18 protein-coding genes are annotated in these 17,777 nt (G+C 33.4%); 13 read left to right on the top strand and 5 right to left on the bottom strand.

All coding sequences use genetic code 11. The annotated features are described in order from the left end of the window. Window positions 1–261 precede the first annotated feature (261 nt). Complete coding sequence (locus tag BMY96_RS05860) at window positions 262–1,011, bottom strand: Crp/Fnr family transcriptional regulator (protein ID WP_092850290.1); 750 nt, start codon at window positions 1,009–1,011, stop codon at window positions 262–264. A 220-nt stretch (window positions 1,012–1,231) separates the two neighbouring features. Here BMY96_RS05860 and BMY96_RS05855 point away from each other — a divergent pair, with 220 nt between their 5' ends. The 9 genes from BMY96_RS05855 (at window position 1,232) to moaA (ending at window position 8,180) form a co-directional block, all read left to right on the top strand. Continuing rightward, window positions 1,232–2,410 carry a molybdopterin molybdotransferase MoeA gene (locus BMY96_RS05855; protein ID WP_092850288.1) on the top strand — a complete coding sequence of 393 codons (1,179 nt, stop codon included), beginning with the start codon at window positions 1,232–1,234 and terminating at the stop codon, window positions 2,408–2,410. A gap of 9 nt (window positions 2,411–2,419) precedes the next feature. Then, window positions 2,420–2,758, top strand: a complete 339-nt coding sequence (locus tag BMY96_RS05850) for a winged helix-turn-helix domain-containing protein (protein ID WP_092850285.1) — start codon at window positions 2,420–2,422, stop codon at window positions 2,756–2,758. Between the two features lie 58 nt (window positions 2,759–2,816). Further along, window positions 2,817–3,557: a sulfite exporter TauE/SafE family protein gene (locus BMY96_RS05845; RefSeq protein WP_092850283.1), complete on the top strand. Its 741-nt coding sequence runs from the start codon at window positions 2,817–2,819 to the stop codon at window positions 3,555–3,557. Continuing rightward, the gene (mobA, locus tag BMY96_RS05840) at window positions 3,558–4,142 is read left to right on the top strand and encodes a molybdenum cofactor guanylyltransferase (protein ID WP_092850280.1); all 585 of its coding nucleotides are present in this window, start codon (window positions 3,558–3,560) and stop codon (window positions 4,140–4,142) included. Continuing rightward, window positions 4,126–4,359 (top strand): MoaD/ThiS family protein, encoded by a 234-nt coding sequence (locus tag BMY96_RS05835; RefSeq protein ID WP_092850277.1) that lies wholly within the window; start codon window positions 4,126–4,128, stop codon window positions 4,357–4,359. Before mobA ends, BMY96_RS05835 begins: the two co-directional genes overlap by 17 nt. A gap of 42 nt (window positions 4,360–4,401) precedes the next feature. Then, a complete protein-coding gene (gene moeB / locus BMY96_RS05830) occupies window positions 4,402–5,499 on the top strand; it encodes a molybdopterin-synthase adenylyltransferase MoeB (RefSeq protein WP_092850275.1) in 1,098 nt (365 codons plus the stop codon). 66 nt (window positions 5,500–5,565) lie between these two features. Further along, on the top strand, window positions 5,566–6,009 hold the full coding sequence (locus BMY96_RS05825; RefSeq protein WP_092850272.1) for a molybdenum cofactor biosynthesis protein MoaE: 444 nt from the start codon (window positions 5,566–5,568) through the stop codon (window positions 6,007–6,009). Between the two features lie 74 nt (window positions 6,010–6,083). Then, window positions 6,084–6,995, top strand: a complete 912-nt coding sequence (moaCB, locus tag BMY96_RS05820; RefSeq protein WP_092850269.1) for a bifunctional molybdenum cofactor biosynthesis protein MoaC/MoaB — start codon at window positions 6,084–6,086, stop codon at window positions 6,993–6,995. A gap of 177 nt (window positions 6,996–7,172) precedes the next feature. After that, a complete protein-coding gene (moaA, locus tag BMY96_RS05815) occupies window positions 7,173–8,180 on the top strand; it encodes a GTP 3',8-cyclase MoaA (protein WP_092850267.1) in 1,008 nt (335 codons plus the stop codon). 11 nt (window positions 8,181–8,191) lie between these two features. On the opposite strand, the gene BMY96_RS05810 is transcribed toward moaA, so the two are convergent. Next, window positions 8,192–8,590, bottom strand: coding sequence for an Hsp20/alpha crystallin family protein (locus BMY96_RS05810; protein WP_092850265.1), 399 nt, complete (start codon window positions 8,588–8,590; stop codon window positions 8,192–8,194). A 531-nt stretch (window positions 8,591–9,121) separates the two neighbouring features. Between BMY96_RS05810 and BMY96_RS05805 the strand changes: the two genes are divergently transcribed. Then, window positions 9,122–9,655, top strand: coding sequence for a hypothetical protein (locus tag BMY96_RS05805; RefSeq protein ID WP_139205220.1), 534 nt, complete (start codon window positions 9,122–9,124; stop codon window positions 9,653–9,655). Window positions 9,656–9,711: 56 nt separating this feature from the next. Here the strand turns inward: BMY96_RS05805 and BMY96_RS05800 are convergent, their stop codons facing one another. From BMY96_RS05800 to BMY96_RS05790, 3 genes are read right to left on the bottom strand one after another with little or no spacing between them, the layout of a single operon-like run. After that, complete coding sequence (locus BMY96_RS05800; protein ID WP_092850260.1) at window positions 9,712–10,185, bottom strand: glycosyltransferase; 474 nt, start codon at window positions 10,183–10,185, stop codon at window positions 9,712–9,714. Between the two features lie 11 nt (window positions 10,186–10,196). Continuing rightward, on the bottom strand, window positions 10,197–11,381 hold the full coding sequence (locus tag BMY96_RS05795; RefSeq protein WP_092850258.1) for a response regulator: 1,185 nt from the start codon (window positions 11,379–11,381) through the stop codon (window positions 10,197–10,199). Window positions 11,382–11,406: 25 nt separating this feature from the next. Beyond that, complete coding sequence (locus tag BMY96_RS05790; RefSeq protein WP_092850257.1) at window positions 11,407–11,778, bottom strand: response regulator; 372 nt, start codon at window positions 11,776–11,778, stop codon at window positions 11,407–11,409. 180 nt (window positions 11,779–11,958) lie between these two features. Here BMY96_RS05790 and BMY96_RS05785 point away from each other — a divergent pair, with 180 nt between their 5' ends. Genes BMY96_RS05785 through BMY96_RS05775 form a run of 3 tightly spaced genes read left to right on the top strand, consistent with a single transcriptional unit; the run spans window position 11,959 to window position 17,776 of the window. Next, window positions 11,959–15,048: a hypothetical protein gene (locus BMY96_RS05785; RefSeq protein WP_092850255.1), complete on the top strand. Its 3,090-nt coding sequence runs from the start codon at window positions 11,959–11,961 to the stop codon at window positions 15,046–15,048. After that, a complete protein-coding gene (locus tag BMY96_RS05780) occupies window positions 15,048–16,265 on the top strand; it encodes a hypothetical protein (RefSeq protein WP_092850252.1) in 1,218 nt (405 codons plus the stop codon). Before BMY96_RS05785 ends, BMY96_RS05780 begins: the two co-directional genes overlap by 1 nt. Beyond that, window positions 16,259–17,776: a cellulase family glycosylhydrolase gene (locus BMY96_RS05775; protein ID WP_092850247.1), complete on the top strand. Its 1,518-nt coding sequence runs from the start codon at window positions 16,259–16,261 to the stop codon at window positions 17,774–17,776. Before BMY96_RS05780 ends, BMY96_RS05775 begins: the two co-directional genes overlap by 7 nt. Window position 17,777 lies beyond the last annotated feature (1 nt).

Raw genomic sequence — 17,777 nt, 5'->3', positions numbered from 1 at the left:
CCTCTTTTTAAACCATAACAAAACCTGCTAAAAATCATGTTTTAATCGTAAAAACCTAACAAACAAATAGTTGAAAGTAAAATAAATAATACGTATACCTACGTAAATTAAGTAAAAACAAGAAAAACAAAGTAGATACTAAAAAAGAAAGCAATAATTATTTACTCTAAAAAGAATTACTGAAACTAGAATAAATACTTTTACATTTTCAACCTAAAAGGTAGTTATAGGATGGTTTGTAATTAAAACGTTTTGAAGATATTAGGTATCTAAGAAATAGTTATGCTCACTAATTTCATTTTTTAAAAGCTGCACATCTGTAATGCCAATTTTTTTCCCTTTAGCACTTATTAAGCCTTCTTTTTTTAAGATAGAAAAGACTCGAATTACCTGTTCTTCGGTAGTTCCTGCATAATCTGCATACTCCCTTCTACTTAAAGGTAAATTTAAAAAGCCACGTAAGTCGCCAAACTTGCGGTTAATATATAGTAAGGTATCTATAACACGCTCACGAACTGTCATTTGAGAAATAGACTTTACTTTATTCTCACTTCTATTTAACTCATTAGCATAAAACAACATCATGCTATAAGCAAATTTCGGATTTTCAAGTAAATAGTCCTGTAATTTTTCTTTAGCAAAATAATACAACTCGGTGTCTTGCAAAGCAATAGCTCCAATAGAATAATACTCTTGAGTTCCAAAACCACGATGCCCGACAATTTCACACGCCTTTGCAAAACGTACAATCTGTTCGCGGCCATTTATACCTGTTCTAATAACCTTAACAGTACCAGATTTTATAAAATAAAGCCCATTTACTGGAGCGCCTTCTATAATAAACTGTTGTCCTTTTTGACACTTTAGTATAGGATTATTTCGTGCTTCTTTGGAATTAAATAGCACGTCATAAAAATTATGTATCAAGCAATTATGGCTTCCACAAACACCGCAGGTGCCATCTAATGATGTTTTATTTTCGAAAGGATCGTTTGATGTAGAAACCAACATGAAGTTATATATTTACGTAAAAATACGTATTAATACTTAAAAAGCATACTTAGAATGTTATTTTTACAAGTCCTACAATAAAATACACTTACTAATTAAGTAATCTAAATTTTAACAGCCATTTTTTATTTGATTTCTATTAATTTTAGAAGAACCATTTATAATATGGACCAACTAAAACAGATTCGTTATATTTGCAAAGACATAACGAAAAACACTTATGATCTCTATTCCTGAAGCCATTTCAATTGTAAAACATAGCAGTAAACCGCTTTTAAAAGAAACCATTAAGCGTGTTGAAAAAGCGGGAGGTTATTTCTTATTTAAAGATATTATATCACCTATTAATATGCCGCCGTTTAGGCAATCGGCCATGGACGGATATGCTCTCAATTTACATGATAATTTAACATACACTTTAATTGGCGAAATTAAAGCTGGCGATGGACACCGGCCTACACTAAAAAAAGGAGAAGCTGTTAGAATATTTACAGGAGCGGCTGTACCAGATTCGGCTAATGCTGTTATGATGCAAGAAAAGGTCTCCAAAACAGGACACAGTATCACTCTAGAAATACAAGCGCATACACAGCAAAACATCAGACCATTAGGCGAACAGGTAAAAACCGGAGATATTGCTTTAAAAAAAGGCACTAAGTTAACACCTGCCGCTATTGGTTATCTTATTTCATTAGGTATAACAGAAGTTTCTGTATTCAAAAAACCAAATATTGCACTGGTTACTACAGGTAATGAGTTGGTTGAAGCTGGCCAAGAATTAACTTTCGGGAAAATTTACGAGAGCAATTCTAAAATGCTTTTAAGCGCGCTGTACAGTTTAAAGTTTTATGATGTTACGCGCTACAAAGTGGAAGACAATTACGCTAAAACTATCGAAACGCTTCAAACAGCAATAAACAACAATGACCTTGTTCTTATTACGGGTGGAATTTCTGTTGGCGATTACGATTTTGTTGGCAAAGCCTTAAACGAATTAAAAGTCCAAGAGCTTTTTTATAAAGTAAAACAAAAACCAGGAAAGCCTTTGTTTTACGGCAAAAAGAATGATACCCAAATTTTTGCCTTACCCGGTAACCCCGCTGCTGCTCTATCGTGTTTTTATATTTATGTGTTTATAGCCTTGCAAAAACTAATGAATAGAGATGCTGAAGAATTACCTAGGGTTACCGCCAAATCTGTTTCAAGTTTTAAGAAAAAAGGCGATAGACCCCAGTTCCTAAAAGCCATTTATAGCAATGGAACTGTTGAGATTTTGGAAGGCCAAAACTCATCGATGTTGCAAACTTTTGCCCTTTCTAATGCCTTAGTTTATGCTCCAGAAACGGTTACGGATATTAATGAAGGAGATACTATAGAGGTTATTCTATTACCTATTTAAAACGTTATTATGGGATATAAAATAAAAAGTAGAATTTGGATAGAGGCCGATAACAATGTGCTTCTAGGCGAAGGTCGAGTGCACCTTTTAAAGGCTATTCAAAAAACGGGGTCGCTTTCAAAAGCTGCTAAATCACTTGATATATCTTATAAAAAAGCATGGCAATTGTTGGACTCCGTTAATAAATCGGCTAAAAAACCGGTTACCATAAATAGTATTGGTGGTAAAGGCGGCGGAGGCGCAGAACTTACAGAATATGGACAAGCCTTAGTTAAAGCTTTCGATGAAATCAATAAAAATTGTTGGGATTTCTTAGACAAGCAACTAGAAAAAATTGAGTGTATTTAAAACATCGCATACCATTTTACGTAAGCTTTGGAATTTAGTTATTAAAATTTAATTTTTAGTGTTACAAACCGAAAACATATATCTCTTTCTATTAATCCTGCCTGTGGTATCCTTTTTATACGCCAGCGTTGGTCATGGCGGTGCTAGTGGTTATTTAGCCTTAATGGCGTTGTTTTCTTTTGCTCCCGAAACCATGAAACCTACTGCCCTATTGTTAAATCTTTTTGTTGCAGGCATCTCATTTTACTACTATTACAAAGCGGGTCATTTTAATAAAAAGTTATTCATATCATTTGCTATAGCTTCCATCCCACTCGCTTATTTGGGTGGTACTTTGGAGGTTGATGCCTCTATTTACAAAAAAATACTTGCCATATTATTAGTCTTTGCTATTCTAAAAATGCTAAACGTATTTGGTAAAGAAAGCAATAGTATAAAACCTATTAAACTTTGGCAAGGTTTAATTACAGGTGGTATTATAGGCTTCTTTTCTGGGCTTATTGGCATTGGTGGAGGCATTATATTAACGCCTATAATTCTGCTATTACATTGGGGTAAAATGAAAGAAGCCGCGGCAGTTTCGGCGCTTTTTATTTGGGTTAATTCGGCTGCAGGTTTAATAGGCCAACTAAACAGTGGCGTAACTATACAAAAAGAATCCTTCCTATTGGTTGCCATTGCACTAGTTGGAGGGGTTTTAGGTGGTTATTATGGTAGTAAAATAATTAATAACCAACGTTTACGATATATTTTGGCCTTTGTATTAATCATTGCCTGTGGCAAATTATTTTTCACTTAAATGATACACAAAAAAAACATAACAGGCATTATTTTAGCTGGTGGAAAAAGCTCCCGCATGGGTACAGACAAAGGTTTTCTACTACTAAACAACAAACCTTTTGTGCAATATAGCATTGATGCTTTATCACCGTTAGTTTCCGAAATTATAATTGTTTCGGATAATGCTGATTATGATGTTTTCGGATTAAAACGCATTACCGACATCACTAAAAATGCAGGACCCGTTGCAGGAATATGCTCAGGTTTAAAAGCGTCTTCAACAGATTATAATTTAATTTTAAGTTGCGATATTCCGTTGATTAATACCCAAATACTTGAAAAGCTAATTGATAATATTGATGATTATCACGAAATTATTCAAGTAGAGAGCAATGGTAAAAGCATGCCATTAATAGCCTTGTATAAAAAAGACGTTGCCCAGACCTTTAATACATTTTTAAAACATGATGAAAGACGTTTACGGGTAGCTATTAAAAGCTGTAAATCCAAAAACGTCATTTTAGAAAAAGAAAATGAAATTACAACCATGAATGTAAATACTAAAACCGAATTAAAAGCCATTAAAGATGCAAATAATCATTAAATATTTCGGGCAATTAACCGAAATCACTCATATTGAAGAAGAAACATTAGAAGTTTCCGGAACATATATTTATGAACTTTTAGAAACCCTTTATAGAAAATACAACACCTTAAAAACTAAAGATTTTCAAGTGGCGCAAAATCAAGAACTCGTTTCGAAAGAAACCAAATTAACAGGTGCCGAAATTGCCTTATTACCACCTTTTGCAGGAGGTTAAAAAAATAACTGGTAGGATAAGATTCCTGCCTTAATACGAATAATGAGTAGATACAACAGACATATCATATTATCCGAAATTGGTCAACTAGGTCAAGACAAAATTTCCAACGCTAAAGTATTGGTTATTGGTGCTGGTGGCTTGGGCTGCCCTATTTTGCAATATCTAGCGGCAGCAGGAATTGGAACCCTTGGTGTTATAGATTTTGATGTGGTGGATATTACAAACCTGCAACGCCAGGTGCTTTATGGTAAATCTTCGTTAGGAGTAAATAAAGCCATTGCAGCAAAAACACGTTTAGAAGATTTAAACGATAGTATTTCTATTATCGCTTACGCGGAACAGTTAACGTATAAAAACGCCATAGTAATTTTTAATGAATATGACATTATTGTAGATGGTTCAGATAATTTTGATACGCGTTACTTAGTGAATGATGCCGCTATAATAACAAACAAACCATTGGTATTTGGAGCTATTTACAAATTTGAAGGACAAGTTTCTGTTTTTAATTATAATAACGGACCATCATACCGTTGTTTGTTTCCAAATACACCAGCGCAAGACAGTATACCCAATTGCTCAGAAATAGGAGTTTTAGGTGTGCTTCCTGGTATTATTGGAAGTATGCAGGCTAATGAGGTTTTAAAAATAGTTTTAGGTATTGGCAATGTCCTATCCGGACACCTACTTTGCTATAATGCTTTAACCTGTAAAACCTCCACTTTAAAAATTAAAAGAAATAAAAACGTTGTTTCTAAGGTTCTAAAAACCGAAGAAAACTTCCACAATACCAAAATGGAAGTTAATTGCGAAACGGAAATTAATACCATTTCTATTCACGATGTATTACCTCAAGACAACATCCAATTTATTGATGTTAGAGAAGCACATGAGCTACCAAAAATTGAAGGCTTAAATGTAACGGCTATCCCGTTAGGCATTTTAGAAAACAATTTACACCAAATAAGTACAGATAAAAAGAAAGTCCTTTTGTGTCAATCTGGTAAAAGAAGCAAACGCGCGGTTTTAATATTGCAACGCGCAAATATTACAAACTGTTTTAGTTTAAAAGAAGGCGCAAAGGACATAATTGATACTTACAAGGTTTTTAAAACGACGCAAAAGAACGAAAGTTAAAAAGACCTATAAGCCTGAAAAAGTAATAAAAAAACACCTCCTTTTGGAGATTAAAAAAACATAATCATGACAAACAAAAAAACCAAAAACGTATTCCAATCTGGTGCCATAACTTCAGAATTTATTGGTAATTCCATTTATAAACACCAAACAAAAACAAGTATTGGTGCCCATAACATTTTCTTAGGACAAGTAAGAGCAGACGAGATTGATGGTAAAACGGTTTCGGCCATTGAATACACCGCTTATGAAGATATGGCAAATCAGAAATTTCATGACATTAGAGAATCCGCCTTTGCTAAATTCGATTTAACATGCATGCATATTTACCACAGCCTTGGCACTGTAAAAGCAGGAGAAATTTGCTTATTTGTATTTGTGTCTTCACCAAGACGAAAAGTAGTTTTTGAAGCTTTAGAATATATCGTTGAAGCTATAAAAGCAGATGTTCCTGTTTTTGGTAAAGAAATATTTGAAGATGAATCACACCAATGGAAAGTGAACTCGTAAACGTATTTTGTTTAGCTGTTTGTCGTTAAATCGAAAACAACTAAACAGCAAACAACTAAACAACGCACAAAAAAATGGTCGACATTACACATAAAGTAACAACATTAAGAACCGCAATTGCTCAAGCTGTGGTAAAGGTTAGCAAAATAGAAACAATACAAGCTATTAAAAACGACACCGTTCCTAAAGGCAATGTATTTGCCATGAGCAAAGCGGCTGGATTATTGGGCGTAAAACGCACACCCGATATTTTACCCGATTGCCACCCCTTACCTATTGAATTTACAGGTGTTGAATATGAAATAAACGATTTAGAAATAACAGTTTTATTTACTGTAAAAACAATCTATAAAACAGGTGTTGAAGTTGAAGCCATGCATGGTGCAAGCGTTGTAGCTTTAAACATGTACGATATGCTTAAACCTATTGATAAAGGCATAGAAATACACGCCATTAAATTATTGAAAAAGAAAGGTGGTAAATCAGATTTTAAAGATACATTTAGAAAAGATTTAAAAGCTGCTGTTGTGGTGTGTTCCGATACTATTTCGGCTGGTCATAAAGAAGATAAGGCAGGAAAAGCGATTATAACTAAGCTTGAAAGCTGCGATGTTAAAATAACGGAATATGTTATTATTCCAGATGAAGTTGAAGCCATTCAACAAAAGGTAAAAGCCTATCAGGAACAAGGTATCGACATGGTAATTTATACTGGTGGCACAGGACTTTCGGGGCGAGATGTTACCCCAGAAGCTCTAATACCCTTATTGGATAGAAGAATTCCGGGTATTGAAGAAGCGATTCGTAATTACGGGCAAGACCGCATGCCATTTGCAATGCTATCAAGAAGTGTTGCCGGAACCATTGGCAGTACGTTGGTTCTAGCCTTACCTGGCTCTACAAACGGAGCCAAAGAATCTATGGATGCTATATTTCCATCGGTTTTACATGTTTTTAGAATTTTAAAGGGCGCAAGACACGACTAGTTTTTTACGCTAAGGCGCTAAGAAAAAAAGTCGCAGGATTCAGCACCAGTTGGCAGTTTGATTAGTTGTAGTGATAAGCTTTACCTTAAAATTCATGCTAAAGCAAAAAGTTTAAACAATGAAATTAAACCAGTTACCAAGACTGAGCGTGAAAGTGTAAATTGAGATAAAACAAAAATGAAAGACAAAACAAACATATTACAAGATGCGCATGGTAGAGATCATGCCTATCTTCGTATTTCGTTAATTGAACGTTGCAATTTACGCTGTACCTATTGTATGCCAGAAGAAGGCGTAACATTATCGCCTAAAAGCCAATTAATGACTTACGAAGAAATCTACGAAATTGCTAAAACGTTTGTAGACCATGGCGTTACTAAAATTAGGCTAACAGGTGGCGAACCTTTAATTAGAAAAGATATTCCGGTAATTTTAGAAAAGTTAGCGACACTTCCGGTTGAGCTCTCCATAACATCCAACGCTGTGATAATCGATAAATTTATTGGGGTTTTAAAAGCCAACGGTGTAAATAAAATAAATGTTAGCCTAGATTCCTTGGACGACGCTAAATTTAGGCATATTACGCGCCGCCACGAGTTTAAAAAGGTTTACAATAACATTTTACTTTTGGTTAAAGAAGGTTTTACAGTTAAAGTAAATGCGGTATTAATGAAAGGATTTAACGATAATGAAATTATCGATTTTATTCATTTCACCAAAAATCTACCAATTTCTGTGCGTTTTATTGAATTTATGCCTTTTGATGGTAATAAATGGGATATGAGTAAAATGGTATCTTATGCCCAAGTAATGGCTTATGTTAATAACGCTTTCGCGGAAGGCAGCGTAGAACGCTTACAAGATGCTGCTAACGACACATCCAAAAACTACAAAATAAAAGACTATAAAGGTAGTTTTGCCATTATAAGCTCGGTAACCAACCCGTTTTGCGATTCGTGTAATAGATTGCGTTTAACAGCTAATGGACAACTAAAAAACTGCTTATTTTCGGCTGGCGAATCGGATTTATTAACCACGTTAAGATCTGGAGGTTCCATAGAACCTGTTATACAAAAAGCCGTTGCCTCTAAATTTAAAGTACGCGGTGGCATGGATACACTTAAAAAATTACAGGAACCTAAACTGCACAACAACAACCGAAGCATGATTACTATTGGCGGGTAAATACTGATGGATTATATTAACAAACCTTCATCGGAGTGATCCTGAAGCTTTAATAGATCGAAACTCAGGATTTTGTTTTTATAATTTACCAATATTTCCTTTTTTAATAATTTTCTAGGTAAAGGAATCCTCATTTTAAAATACGCCGAAGGGTAGCAATACGCATGTTTTTTTTTAGGTTCGTCTCCCGCATTGGTTTGTTTTAAATTACTTTTATCGGTTGTAACCACCAAATTATCTCGACTTATATAAAAATTAAAATCTTCTTTTACATAACCCGGAATTTCCAGTTCGTAATGAAAACTAGAATCGGTTTCTAGCACTTTTAAATTGGGATTTTCGTTTGTTTTAGAAAAATAACGTTTGTAGGTTTTTGATAATCTACGATTTGTTTTAGACAATGGAGACATAATACTTTAGGATTAAATTAAACAGAAATAATAAAGGGTACAGCTATTAGAATAGAGTTTAATAAAAACACCTACAAGACTCTATCTATTTGAAAATCAACTAAATTTAAAACAAAAACTTGAAACAAACAATTAAGGCCTTGTTAAATTTTATGGCGAATTCATTTTTTAACATTTAAATAAAAAATAGGTTGGCTAAACTTTAAAAATAACACCTTTACTGGCTAGTAACTGTTTTTTTTTAGCCCTGATAGTAGTGGCATCCTTTTTTATGTACCGCAATTAGCCTAAATAAGCAATCCTTTGGTATACCCTAAAATTACAGTTAATAAGCCCATAGCTTACCCATAAAAAAGATATAACGGATAGCAGGAAATAGCTCCAAATACACATTGTAATAAACCGAATAATAAGGTAAGGTGGTCATTTAAAGTCCATTATTAAACAATTAATAATTTTTGGTAGGAAAATCTTACGATTTACTTTAGTTTTACTAATAGCTATTAATTAATAATTTAAAATCTCTTTTTTATGAATGTATTTAAAAAATGCCTCATGTTATGTGCTGTTGTTTCACTAAGCTTAATGGGTTGCAGTAGCGACTCCGATGGCGATTCTGGAAATGCCAAAGGCTCAATTACATTATCGGGCGAAGAAACCTCTGTAGTGGGTACTAGCCTAACGGTTGGTAATATTTTAGAAGGCGCTTACCAGACGGGTACCACCAAATCTGTTACTTTAACGCATAAAAGTATTGATATTGAGGATGGGGAAATAAACCCAACCACAGCAAGCTTAGTAAATAGTTTTATAATTGTTACGGCCCAGTTTGATGACGAAGATAATGCGGCTGCTACTAAAGCGATCTCGATGATTATTATAAAAAACGGTGAAGAATACCGTTTTGTTTGTGCCTCTGATTATAACGGTGGGTCTGATGAACTGGATTGTGGCTCTGGCTTTAATGTAGACCAAGAAAACAACCAAGTTACTTTTGACGATACTACCGTTGAAAATACTGAAACCGGTAAAGTATTAACCTTGAATGGAGTTGTTACATGGTAAACAAAAAAACACTCAGGCTTAAACTAAGCCTGAGTGTTTTTAAATTACCTAAAGTGTTAGGTTGATAATTGCACCTTAGATTTATCTAAATACTCGGTTATTGAAAACACAGATTGAAACAGGGTTTGTTTGGGTGGATTGTCTTCTTTAAGTTGTTTACTATATTGAAGAATAAAATCTTGATTTGCCCTTATATGCTTAATTAAACTGCAAAGGCTGTATTGTTTTTTAATTAAAATATTACTGCTTACAAAACCAATATGATTTAAATTAAATTGACTAAACATATACCTTGAGCCGGAGCGAATTGCAGATTGATCGGACTTATACCTTTTAATATCTAAAATTGAAAAATCCTTCTTACTTATTTCTTTAATATCTTTTAATATTTGATATGTATTATCTTTACTGGCATTATTTACAAAGCAAAGCTCTATGTTTTTGGCCTTATTAAAATGCTTTACAAATACATCTACATTTATATGTTTTTCGATATTATGACAGACGATAATTATCCCTATGCGAACCATAAAACTTAAGGTTATATTAATTTTAATTCGTTTACAACTGCAGATTTTACTTTATACCTTTTAGCTCTATATACCCAAGCTATTTGTGCTAATTGTCCAACAATTTTTACGGAATCTTTCATGGAAAGTTTAGAACCATCGGCATGTATCCATCTCTTTAAAGGCTGCTCACATAACATAGATTTTGCCTTTTGTAACCCGAAATAAATGCTCATTCTTTTAAAAATTTCGACATCGAAAATCCATTGGGTTACAAACTTTTCGCCAAAGGCAATGTTAATAACGTCTTTATGGAAAATTTTAGCACCACATTGTGTGTCTTTAAAATCCATTTTTAAAATTTTTCGGATGATATAGTTAATGCTTAAACTAATTATTTTACGAGCAGATTCTTTAGTAATGTTTGCTCCCATTCTAGAAATACGTGAACCACTTACAATTTTAAAGTCTGATGTTTCAATGGTTTTAACTAAATCGTCAAAATCTGCTAAATCGGTAGATAAGTCGGCATCTAAAAACCCTATATAATCTAAATCTTCTTTTCTAGCCATGTGTAGCATCCCTAAACGTACAGCTTCGGCTTTACCGCCATTTTTTTCGCAATCGTAAACGGTAATAAAATCTTCTCGCCCTTTTTGCAAGTCTTTTAAAACCTCTAAGGTTCTATCTGTACTTCCATCGTTTACAAAGCATAAGTGATATCCAGAGTTTTTAACAATATAATTTATAAACTCGTTGCTTAATAAACGTTCTTCCTCGTTATAACAAGGAATCACAACACCAACGCAACGCTCCTGAATCATAACATTGCTATTACTAGCAATATTTTCGCCTTCGGGAGCTCCAATTAATCGCTTAACACGTGCACTAATTTCGTTTAAACTTAATGGTTTTTTCATGTAGTCATTAATACCTAACTCAAAACCAGTAGTGATAATATTATCCTCGGTATTACCAGATAGTACCATAACTGGCGTATCTGCGTTTTTAGAGTTTCTAATATATTTTACTATATCTAAACCAGAAACATTAGGCATATTAATATCTACTATAACTAAATCTGGGTTTTCATGGTTGTAAATGGAAATACCTGCGTAGGCATCTGTTTCTATTATAACTTCGTAACCTAATTCTTGTAACCTTTTTTGTAGTGGTAATAAAACTAATTGTTGATCGTCAATGGCTAATATTTTCATGATTTTGAGGATTTTATTTTTTTAATTAATAAGTTTGAAAAAAGATATTTAAGCGTTTGATTCGTAAACAAATATCATTTAAACAGATTGGTTTTTTAATGTAATCGTTAATTCCTAGTTTGAAGGCTTCTGCCATAACCTCGTCTTTTGTATTACCAGATAAAACGATAATAGGAACAGACGAGTTTTTTTTAATTCTAATATGATTTATAAATTCTATTCCAGTAATTTCTGGCATATTAATATCTACTATTACTAAATTTGGTTTAACACTATCGAACAATAAAATACCATCAATGGCATCTGGCGTGGTGCAAACTTGAAAGCCTAATGCTTCTAACTTTTTTTTAATAGGCATAAGCACTGTTTGTTCATCGTCTATTACTAACACTTTCATTTCGAGGGATTTTTTAATTAACTATGGGTCAAAATTACATGAGAAACCGTCTTTTTATTTTATAATTAGATTAATCCATTTATAAGTGTAGACGAATGGTAAAAAGCTATAGATAAATTAAATTTGTAGCCTAATTAAATTATTTATCTTTACCATGTAGCACAGCCTCCAAGATTATTAATGAAAGAAACCTCTAACAAATATTTAATTTCCGCCCTACTTTTAGGGTTAGCCTTTCATGGTAGTGCTATATTTTTCACTTTAGAAACCACTTATGACGCTTTAATACATTTGTTCTTTGCAGATCATTATGCAAATAGTTGGTTTGAGCCATGGAATTACGAATGGTACACAGGATTTACAGTGCAGAGTTATCCGCCTTTAGTGCATCAATCTATAGGCTTACTATCTTTAATAGGAGGTTTAAAATTTGGTATGTTTAGCGTAGCCCTAATTGCCATTGTGCTATTTATAACAGGAACGTATCGCTTTTCGTTATTAATGACCTCCAATAAAACTGTAGCAGGTTATGCCACAGTTTTAGCGGTGTTTTCGTCATCATTTGTGGAAACGCTTCATATTTTTGGTCAGTTGCCTAGTATTGTTGGAGTTTCTGTTTTAATGCATGCCTTACCAGAAATATATTTATGGCTAAAAACAGGTAAAAAATGGTATTTAGCCACTTCCTTATCGTTAATAGCCGTAACCGTAACTTCGCATCATGTTACTCCTATTTTTGGGATGGTATTCTTTATTTTCCCACTAATTGGAATGGTGTTAATGGATGTTTCTAGAGAACAAGTAAACACCATGAAAGAGGTAACATTTAAAGTGTTTTTAAATAGCTTTTTTAAGTTGTTTAAGCGCATTGTGAGTTTTGGCATGTTATCCTTAGTGCTTATTATAGGCTGTATTTTTCCGTATTGGTTAAACTCTAAAGCCAACCCAATTACACAAGTACCCATACCTCATGGCTCTAGAGATAACTTTTTAGAAATTACCTCGTCTGGTTTGGTTTTCTTTTTAATTCCTTGGGGTGTTTTACTGGTAGTTTTACCATACATTTTTTATAGATATTACAGTAAACGTTATTTGTTTTTTGGGTTATCCATAACCATTTGTACCATTTTAGGAACCGGTGGTACAACACCAGTTCCCTTAAAAATGCTAGGCGAAACGGCCTTTAACATTTTAACCTTAGACCGTTTTACACTTTGGGCTTCTATTATGTCTATTCCATTATTAGGGGAGTTTGCGTATCGTTTGGTTGAAGGCGATTTAAAAACCTTAATACAAACTAAATTTGGCGCTATTTACCATCGCATTATTGGTGGTATACTTGCTGGTTTATTTGTATCTATGGTTATTTTTACAATGAGTTTGGGCTATTTTAGACCATCGCAACCACAAAAAATTAAAATGCTTCCTATTGTGAATTTCCTAAACCAGGACGATCATGATAAGTGGCGCTTTTTAACTTTAGGTTTTGGCGACCAAATGGCATGGTTAAGTGCGCAAACTAATGCAATGACTGTTGATGGTAATTATCATTCGGCAAGACGGTTACCTGAATTAACCACACGCCCCATAGAACGTTTAGAAAACTCGAAATTTAAAGGCGTTGCAGGTATTGGATCGCTTCAACAGTTTTTAACAACACCAGAAAAATATAACCTAAAGTACATTTTTTCTAACGATAAGTTTTACGACCCCATACTCTACTTCTGTGGTTGGCAACGTTTGCGCCAGTTAGAAAATGGTATTATGGTTTGGGAGCGTCTTAACATTCCTCCGGTATCCTCTATACTACCTAAAGAAGATGTTGCCAAATGGCTAAAAATACATTGGGGTATTATGCCGTTTTTAACGGTTTTAGTTGCCTTTATTTTAAACATACAAATGCTTTGGGTTAATATGCTAAAAACCCGTGTTAAACCAATACCCGACTTTTTAAAATACCCGGTAGCTTACACTAAATTCAATAGAAATGTACTGCGCATTACCCATATTTGGTCATTTATTTTGGCTATTATAATGTGCTACGGTATATACTTGTTCTACTTAAAGAACGATACACAGCGCAGTCCTGAAAACGCCATAATGGCTTATTATGATGCTTTAGATTTTAAAGAATTTGAGAAAGCACATAGCTTAATAGATCCAGAAAGTAATTTACCCATTGCACAATACATGTTAGAAATATCTGTAACAGATGGTTTACTTAGTAGTTATGCTAAAATGGACGCCATTGAAACCGAAATTACAACACATAACGATAGTACGGTATCTGCAAAAGTAATTAGCCAATGGATTACGCCTTTGGAGAAAATTGAAAAGGTTGATTACAAATCATTATCGAAACACAACGGTAAATGGTATTTACAACCAGACGATTTAAATAATGATTTACCTCCAGACCAATTATATTCTGATAATACAACTAAATATTTTAATCAAGGTAGACGCCGCATAACAACAGAGCAAACCCACCACGAAGATATTTTAAAACAACCAGTACTAGAAGTGGTTTCGGCTAAATTGGTTAAATATAGTGGTAGTTATGCCATAATTGGCGAGGTACAAAATATAGACAATGTTCCAGCCGATGTGATTCTAAAAGGCACACTTTATAATGATAACAATAAGCAGCTCGCAACTTATAACGCTAAATACCATGTAAAACATAAATTAATGCCTAAAGAGTCGAGTAGCTTCCGTATTAATTTTGAAGGTATAGCCTGGTCTAAAACGCAAGATTCCATTCCGGACACATTTAATCCAGATGAGTTTACCCCTGTAGAATTTGAAGAACAACCTACCAAATTTAATCTTCAAGTTGCAGGTAACGTATCGGGCTCCGATTTATATAAAAATGTTGTACTAAGCGCTGTAAATTTTAACAAAGGAACCATACATGGTAATTTATTTAATAGCGGTTTGCAAGAAATAACCATTCCGCAACTGCTAATTTCGTATTACGATGCTAATAAAGAAATGCTTTGGGTAGATCATTTATTTGTAAAAGCCGGAGTAAGACAACAACGTAAGCAAGATTTTGAATATCAAATTTTAAAAAATGGTACGGTAAAAATTATAAATAGCAATATGGAAAACATTTTTGTAAACGGTTTACCAAATGATGCGATTTCTAGTAAAATTGTGCCTAATAGAATTAAAAAGCATAGTGACGCACAATTACAAAAAATCGAGCATCCTAACTTTAGTTATATAAAAATTGAAATTAACACTTATATAGGTAGTCCTAATTAATGCAGATAAAGAAAACACATATCATTCCATTAATTTTGATTTTATTATCGGGGTTTGCTGTGGCACAACAACACGAACAAGCCTCGACTAATGCATCGGTTACAACGCAAACTAAATATGAAGTTGGTAGCTCTATTGTTTTAAAATTCCCTGCAACTAAAGCCGTTGCTCCACTACTCTACTGCTCCAATAGTTATGGTTCTACTTTAATTTCTGGAGACAGAAAAAACCAAGAATTACACTATAAAATACCAAATAATATTTCTAAAAAAACTGGTGTTATTAATTGGCAATTACTAGATACTAAAACACCCATTTCTGGCAACATATACATTACACCTAAGGCAGAAGTTGCTACCATGGAAACTTATATTGGCCCGCCAAGTATTGAAGCTGGCGGAACAGATTATACTATGCTAGTAGTTATACCCACCGATAGTTTAGATAATCCAGTACCAAACAACACCACTGTAAATGCTAATTTTCAGTTTTTAGATTCGGAAGAAAAAGAAACCATACTTACTAATAATTTAATAGCATTTAAAAATATTAATTCTAAAAAAGAAAGTGGCCGTATGTTAGTGTCTTCTGAAAGTTTAGGTATAAACTCCAAGGAATTTACCATAAATGTATCGGCCGCAATTCCAACAGATTTTAGCATTTCGGCAACACGACCGCATGATTATGCCGATGGCAATCAAATTACCACATTTTCTACGTCAATAATTAAAGACCGTCTTAATAATATAGTTAGCGATGGCACTTTTGTAACTTTTATTATAACTAATGCCGAAAACAATATTTTAAAAACCACAGGCACTACAATTAATGGTGTTGCTACATCTAAAATAATTCATCCAGATTTTAAAGACCAATGGCGCATTTCTGCATTTGTAGATGGAATGGCCGAAAGCAATACCATAACATTGCATTACAAACAGGTTATTGAAGATTTTGAAGTCTCTTTTTTAAACAATAACAGAACTATTCGTGTTGGGCCTTTACAAAGCTTCATGAAGCAAATGATTCCTGATGGCTTGCAAGTTAAACTCAAAGTTTTTAAAGGAGATACACTATTTAAAACGCTAACAAAAACGTCCTTTAATGGTTATGCTAATTTTTCTTTAAAACCTGCTATTTTCGAGAATGAAACTTATAATTTCCAATTGGAAACAGCCGGAAAAACCAAAGTATTTAAATCTAAAAAATTATGGTAGGTTTTAATAAAAATATCATGCGTACCATATTATTGGCTTCCTATATTATTCTTATAGGACTTATTATTACTGGTATTAGCGCACTCTTTAGCTATTTAAATACCGGAGCAGACAGAAGCTCTATGCTGCATACCGAAATACAAAAAGTAGAACAATATCTACCTAAATTAAATTGGGAACCTTTACAAAACGAAGGCAGACCAATGGATAGCGAAAACCTTAATGCTTTACAAAACGATTACTTAGACGCTTGGTATGTAAAGCAAATAGCCTACAAAACCAATAAAATTGCTGGTATTAAAGATTACTATACCGATAGTGCTAGACTAAACTTATATGATTTTATTGCATTAAATAAAGCTAAAAACATAACTATTGAAGCCACCACCTTACAGCACAACCCTACTTTAGAGTTTTTTAGTGAAGATGGCCAATTAGCCGTTATTACCGATAGAAATGTAATAGAGTACAAACGTGTTTATAAAGACGAAACATTAGTACTAGAAACTAATGAATTATCCACCTATAAAATTGTGTTTTTATTAGAAGATGGCTTTTGGAGAATAAGACATTTAGTAAAAGAACATACCGAAATTTATAAACCAGAAAACAAAATGGTAAATACCGATAGCCTGAATATTAAAGGTATTAACTATTACCCACAAGCAACACCTTGGAATATGTATGGTGATGATTTTTCTAAAGACACTATTTCGAAAGATTTTAAAATTATAAAGGATGCAGGTTTAAATGCTGTTAGACTATTTGTACAATATGAAGACTTCGGAAAAGCGAGCGTAGAATATAAAAAATTAGAAAAATTAAAACACACCTTAGATGCTGCAGAAGAACAGCAATTAAAAGTCGTTTTAACCTTGTTCGATTTTTATGGCGATTACTCCGTGTTAAATTGGACTTTAAATCAAAAACATGCCACAACCATAGTAAATAGTGTAAAAAACCATAATGCGTTATTGGCTTGGGATATTAAAAACGAACCTAATTTAGACTTTAAATCTAGAGGAAAAGATTTGGTTATAGCTTGGGTGGATCATATGATAGATTTAGTAAAATCTTTAGATGATAAGCATCCGGTTACCGTTGGTTGGTCTAATACAGAAAGCGCTTCAATATTAAAAGATAAAGTAGATTTTATATCGTTTCATTATTATGAAGATTTAAGTGATTTTGACGAAGCCATAAATAAAATGAAAACAGAAATACCTAATAAACCATTGGTGCTTCAGGAGTTTGGGTTGTCTTCTTATCGTGGCATTTGGAATCCATTTGGTAATTCAGAAAACGACCAAATGGCATATTATAAACTAGCTCAAGAGAAATTTAAAACTCACAATTTACAATTTATGTCTTGGACTTTATACGACTTTACAGAAATACCAAAGGAAGTCGTTGGTCGACTTCCTTGGCGTAAACGAGCTCAAGAGCATTTTGGCTTTATTAACCAAAACGGAGAGACTAAGCCCGCGTTTACTTATATATCAACACTTTAAC

Origin of the sequence: Algibacter pectinivorans (genome assembly GCF_900112595.1) — a bacterium.
Classification (GTDB): Bacteria; Bacteroidota; Bacteroidia; order Flavobacteriales; family Flavobacteriaceae; genus Algibacter_B; species Algibacter_B pectinivorans.
The sequence above is the reverse complement of the archived record's forward strand: the minus strand, read 5'-3'. Positions and strand labels throughout refer to the sequence as shown.

What these genes read in the sequence shown, in the direction of transcription:
- BMY96_RS05800 (WP_092850260.1), bottom strand. Translation starts at nt 10,185, where the DNA reads ATGGTTCGCATAGGGATAATTATCGTCTGTCATAATATCGAAAAACAT.
- BMY96_RS05780 (WP_092850252.1), top strand. Translation starts at nt 15,048, where the DNA reads ATGCAGATAAAGAAAACACATATCATTCCATTAATTTTGATTTTATTA.
- BMY96_RS05825 (WP_092850272.1), top strand. Translation starts at nt 5,566, where the DNA reads ATGACAAACAAAAAAACCAAAAACGTATTCCAATCTGGTGCCATAACT.
- BMY96_RS05790 (WP_092850257.1), bottom strand. Translation starts at nt 11,778, where the DNA reads ATGAAAGTGTTAGTAATAGACGATGAACAAACAGTGCTTATGCCTATT.
- BMY96_RS05855 (WP_092850288.1), top strand. Translation starts at nt 1,232, where the DNA reads ATGATCTCTATTCCTGAAGCCATTTCAATTGTAAAACATAGCAGTAAA.
- BMY96_RS05785 (WP_092850255.1), top strand. Translation starts at nt 11,959, where the DNA reads ATGAAAGAAACCTCTAACAAATATTTAATTTCCGCCCTACTTTTAGGG.
- BMY96_RS05775 (WP_092850247.1), top strand. Translation starts at nt 16,259, where the DNA reads ATGGTAGGTTTTAATAAAAATATCATGCGTACCATATTATTGGCTTCC.
- moeB (WP_092850275.1), top strand. Translation starts at nt 4,402, where the DNA reads ATGAGTAGATACAACAGACATATCATATTATCCGAAATTGGTCAACTA.
- mobA (WP_092850280.1), top strand. Translation starts at nt 3,558, where the DNA reads ATGATACACAAAAAAAACATAACAGGCATTATTTTAGCTGGTGGAAAA.
- BMY96_RS05795 (WP_092850258.1), bottom strand. Translation starts at nt 11,381, where the DNA reads ATGAAAATATTAGCCATTGACGATCAACAATTAGTTTTATTACCACTA.
- BMY96_RS05810 (WP_092850265.1), bottom strand. Translation starts at nt 8,590, where the DNA reads ATGTCTCCATTGTCTAAAACAAATCGTAGATTATCAAAAACCTACAAA.
- BMY96_RS05805 (WP_139205220.1), top strand. Translation starts at nt 9,122, where the DNA reads ATGAATGTATTTAAAAAATGCCTCATGTTATGTGCTGTTGTTTCACTA.
- moaCB (WP_092850269.1), top strand. Translation starts at nt 6,084, where the DNA reads ATGGTCGACATTACACATAAAGTAACAACATTAAGAACCGCAATTGCT.
- BMY96_RS05860 (WP_092850290.1), bottom strand. Translation starts at nt 1,011, where the DNA reads ATGTTGGTTTCTACATCAAACGATCCTTTCGAAAATAAAACATCATTA.
- BMY96_RS05850 (WP_092850285.1), top strand. Translation starts at nt 2,420, where the DNA reads ATGGGATATAAAATAAAAAGTAGAATTTGGATAGAGGCCGATAACAAT.
- BMY96_RS05835 (WP_092850277.1), top strand. Translation starts at nt 4,126, where the DNA reads ATGCAAATAATCATTAAATATTTCGGGCAATTAACCGAAATCACTCAT.
- moaA (WP_092850267.1), top strand. Translation starts at nt 7,173, where the DNA reads ATGAAAGACAAAACAAACATATTACAAGATGCGCATGGTAGAGATCAT.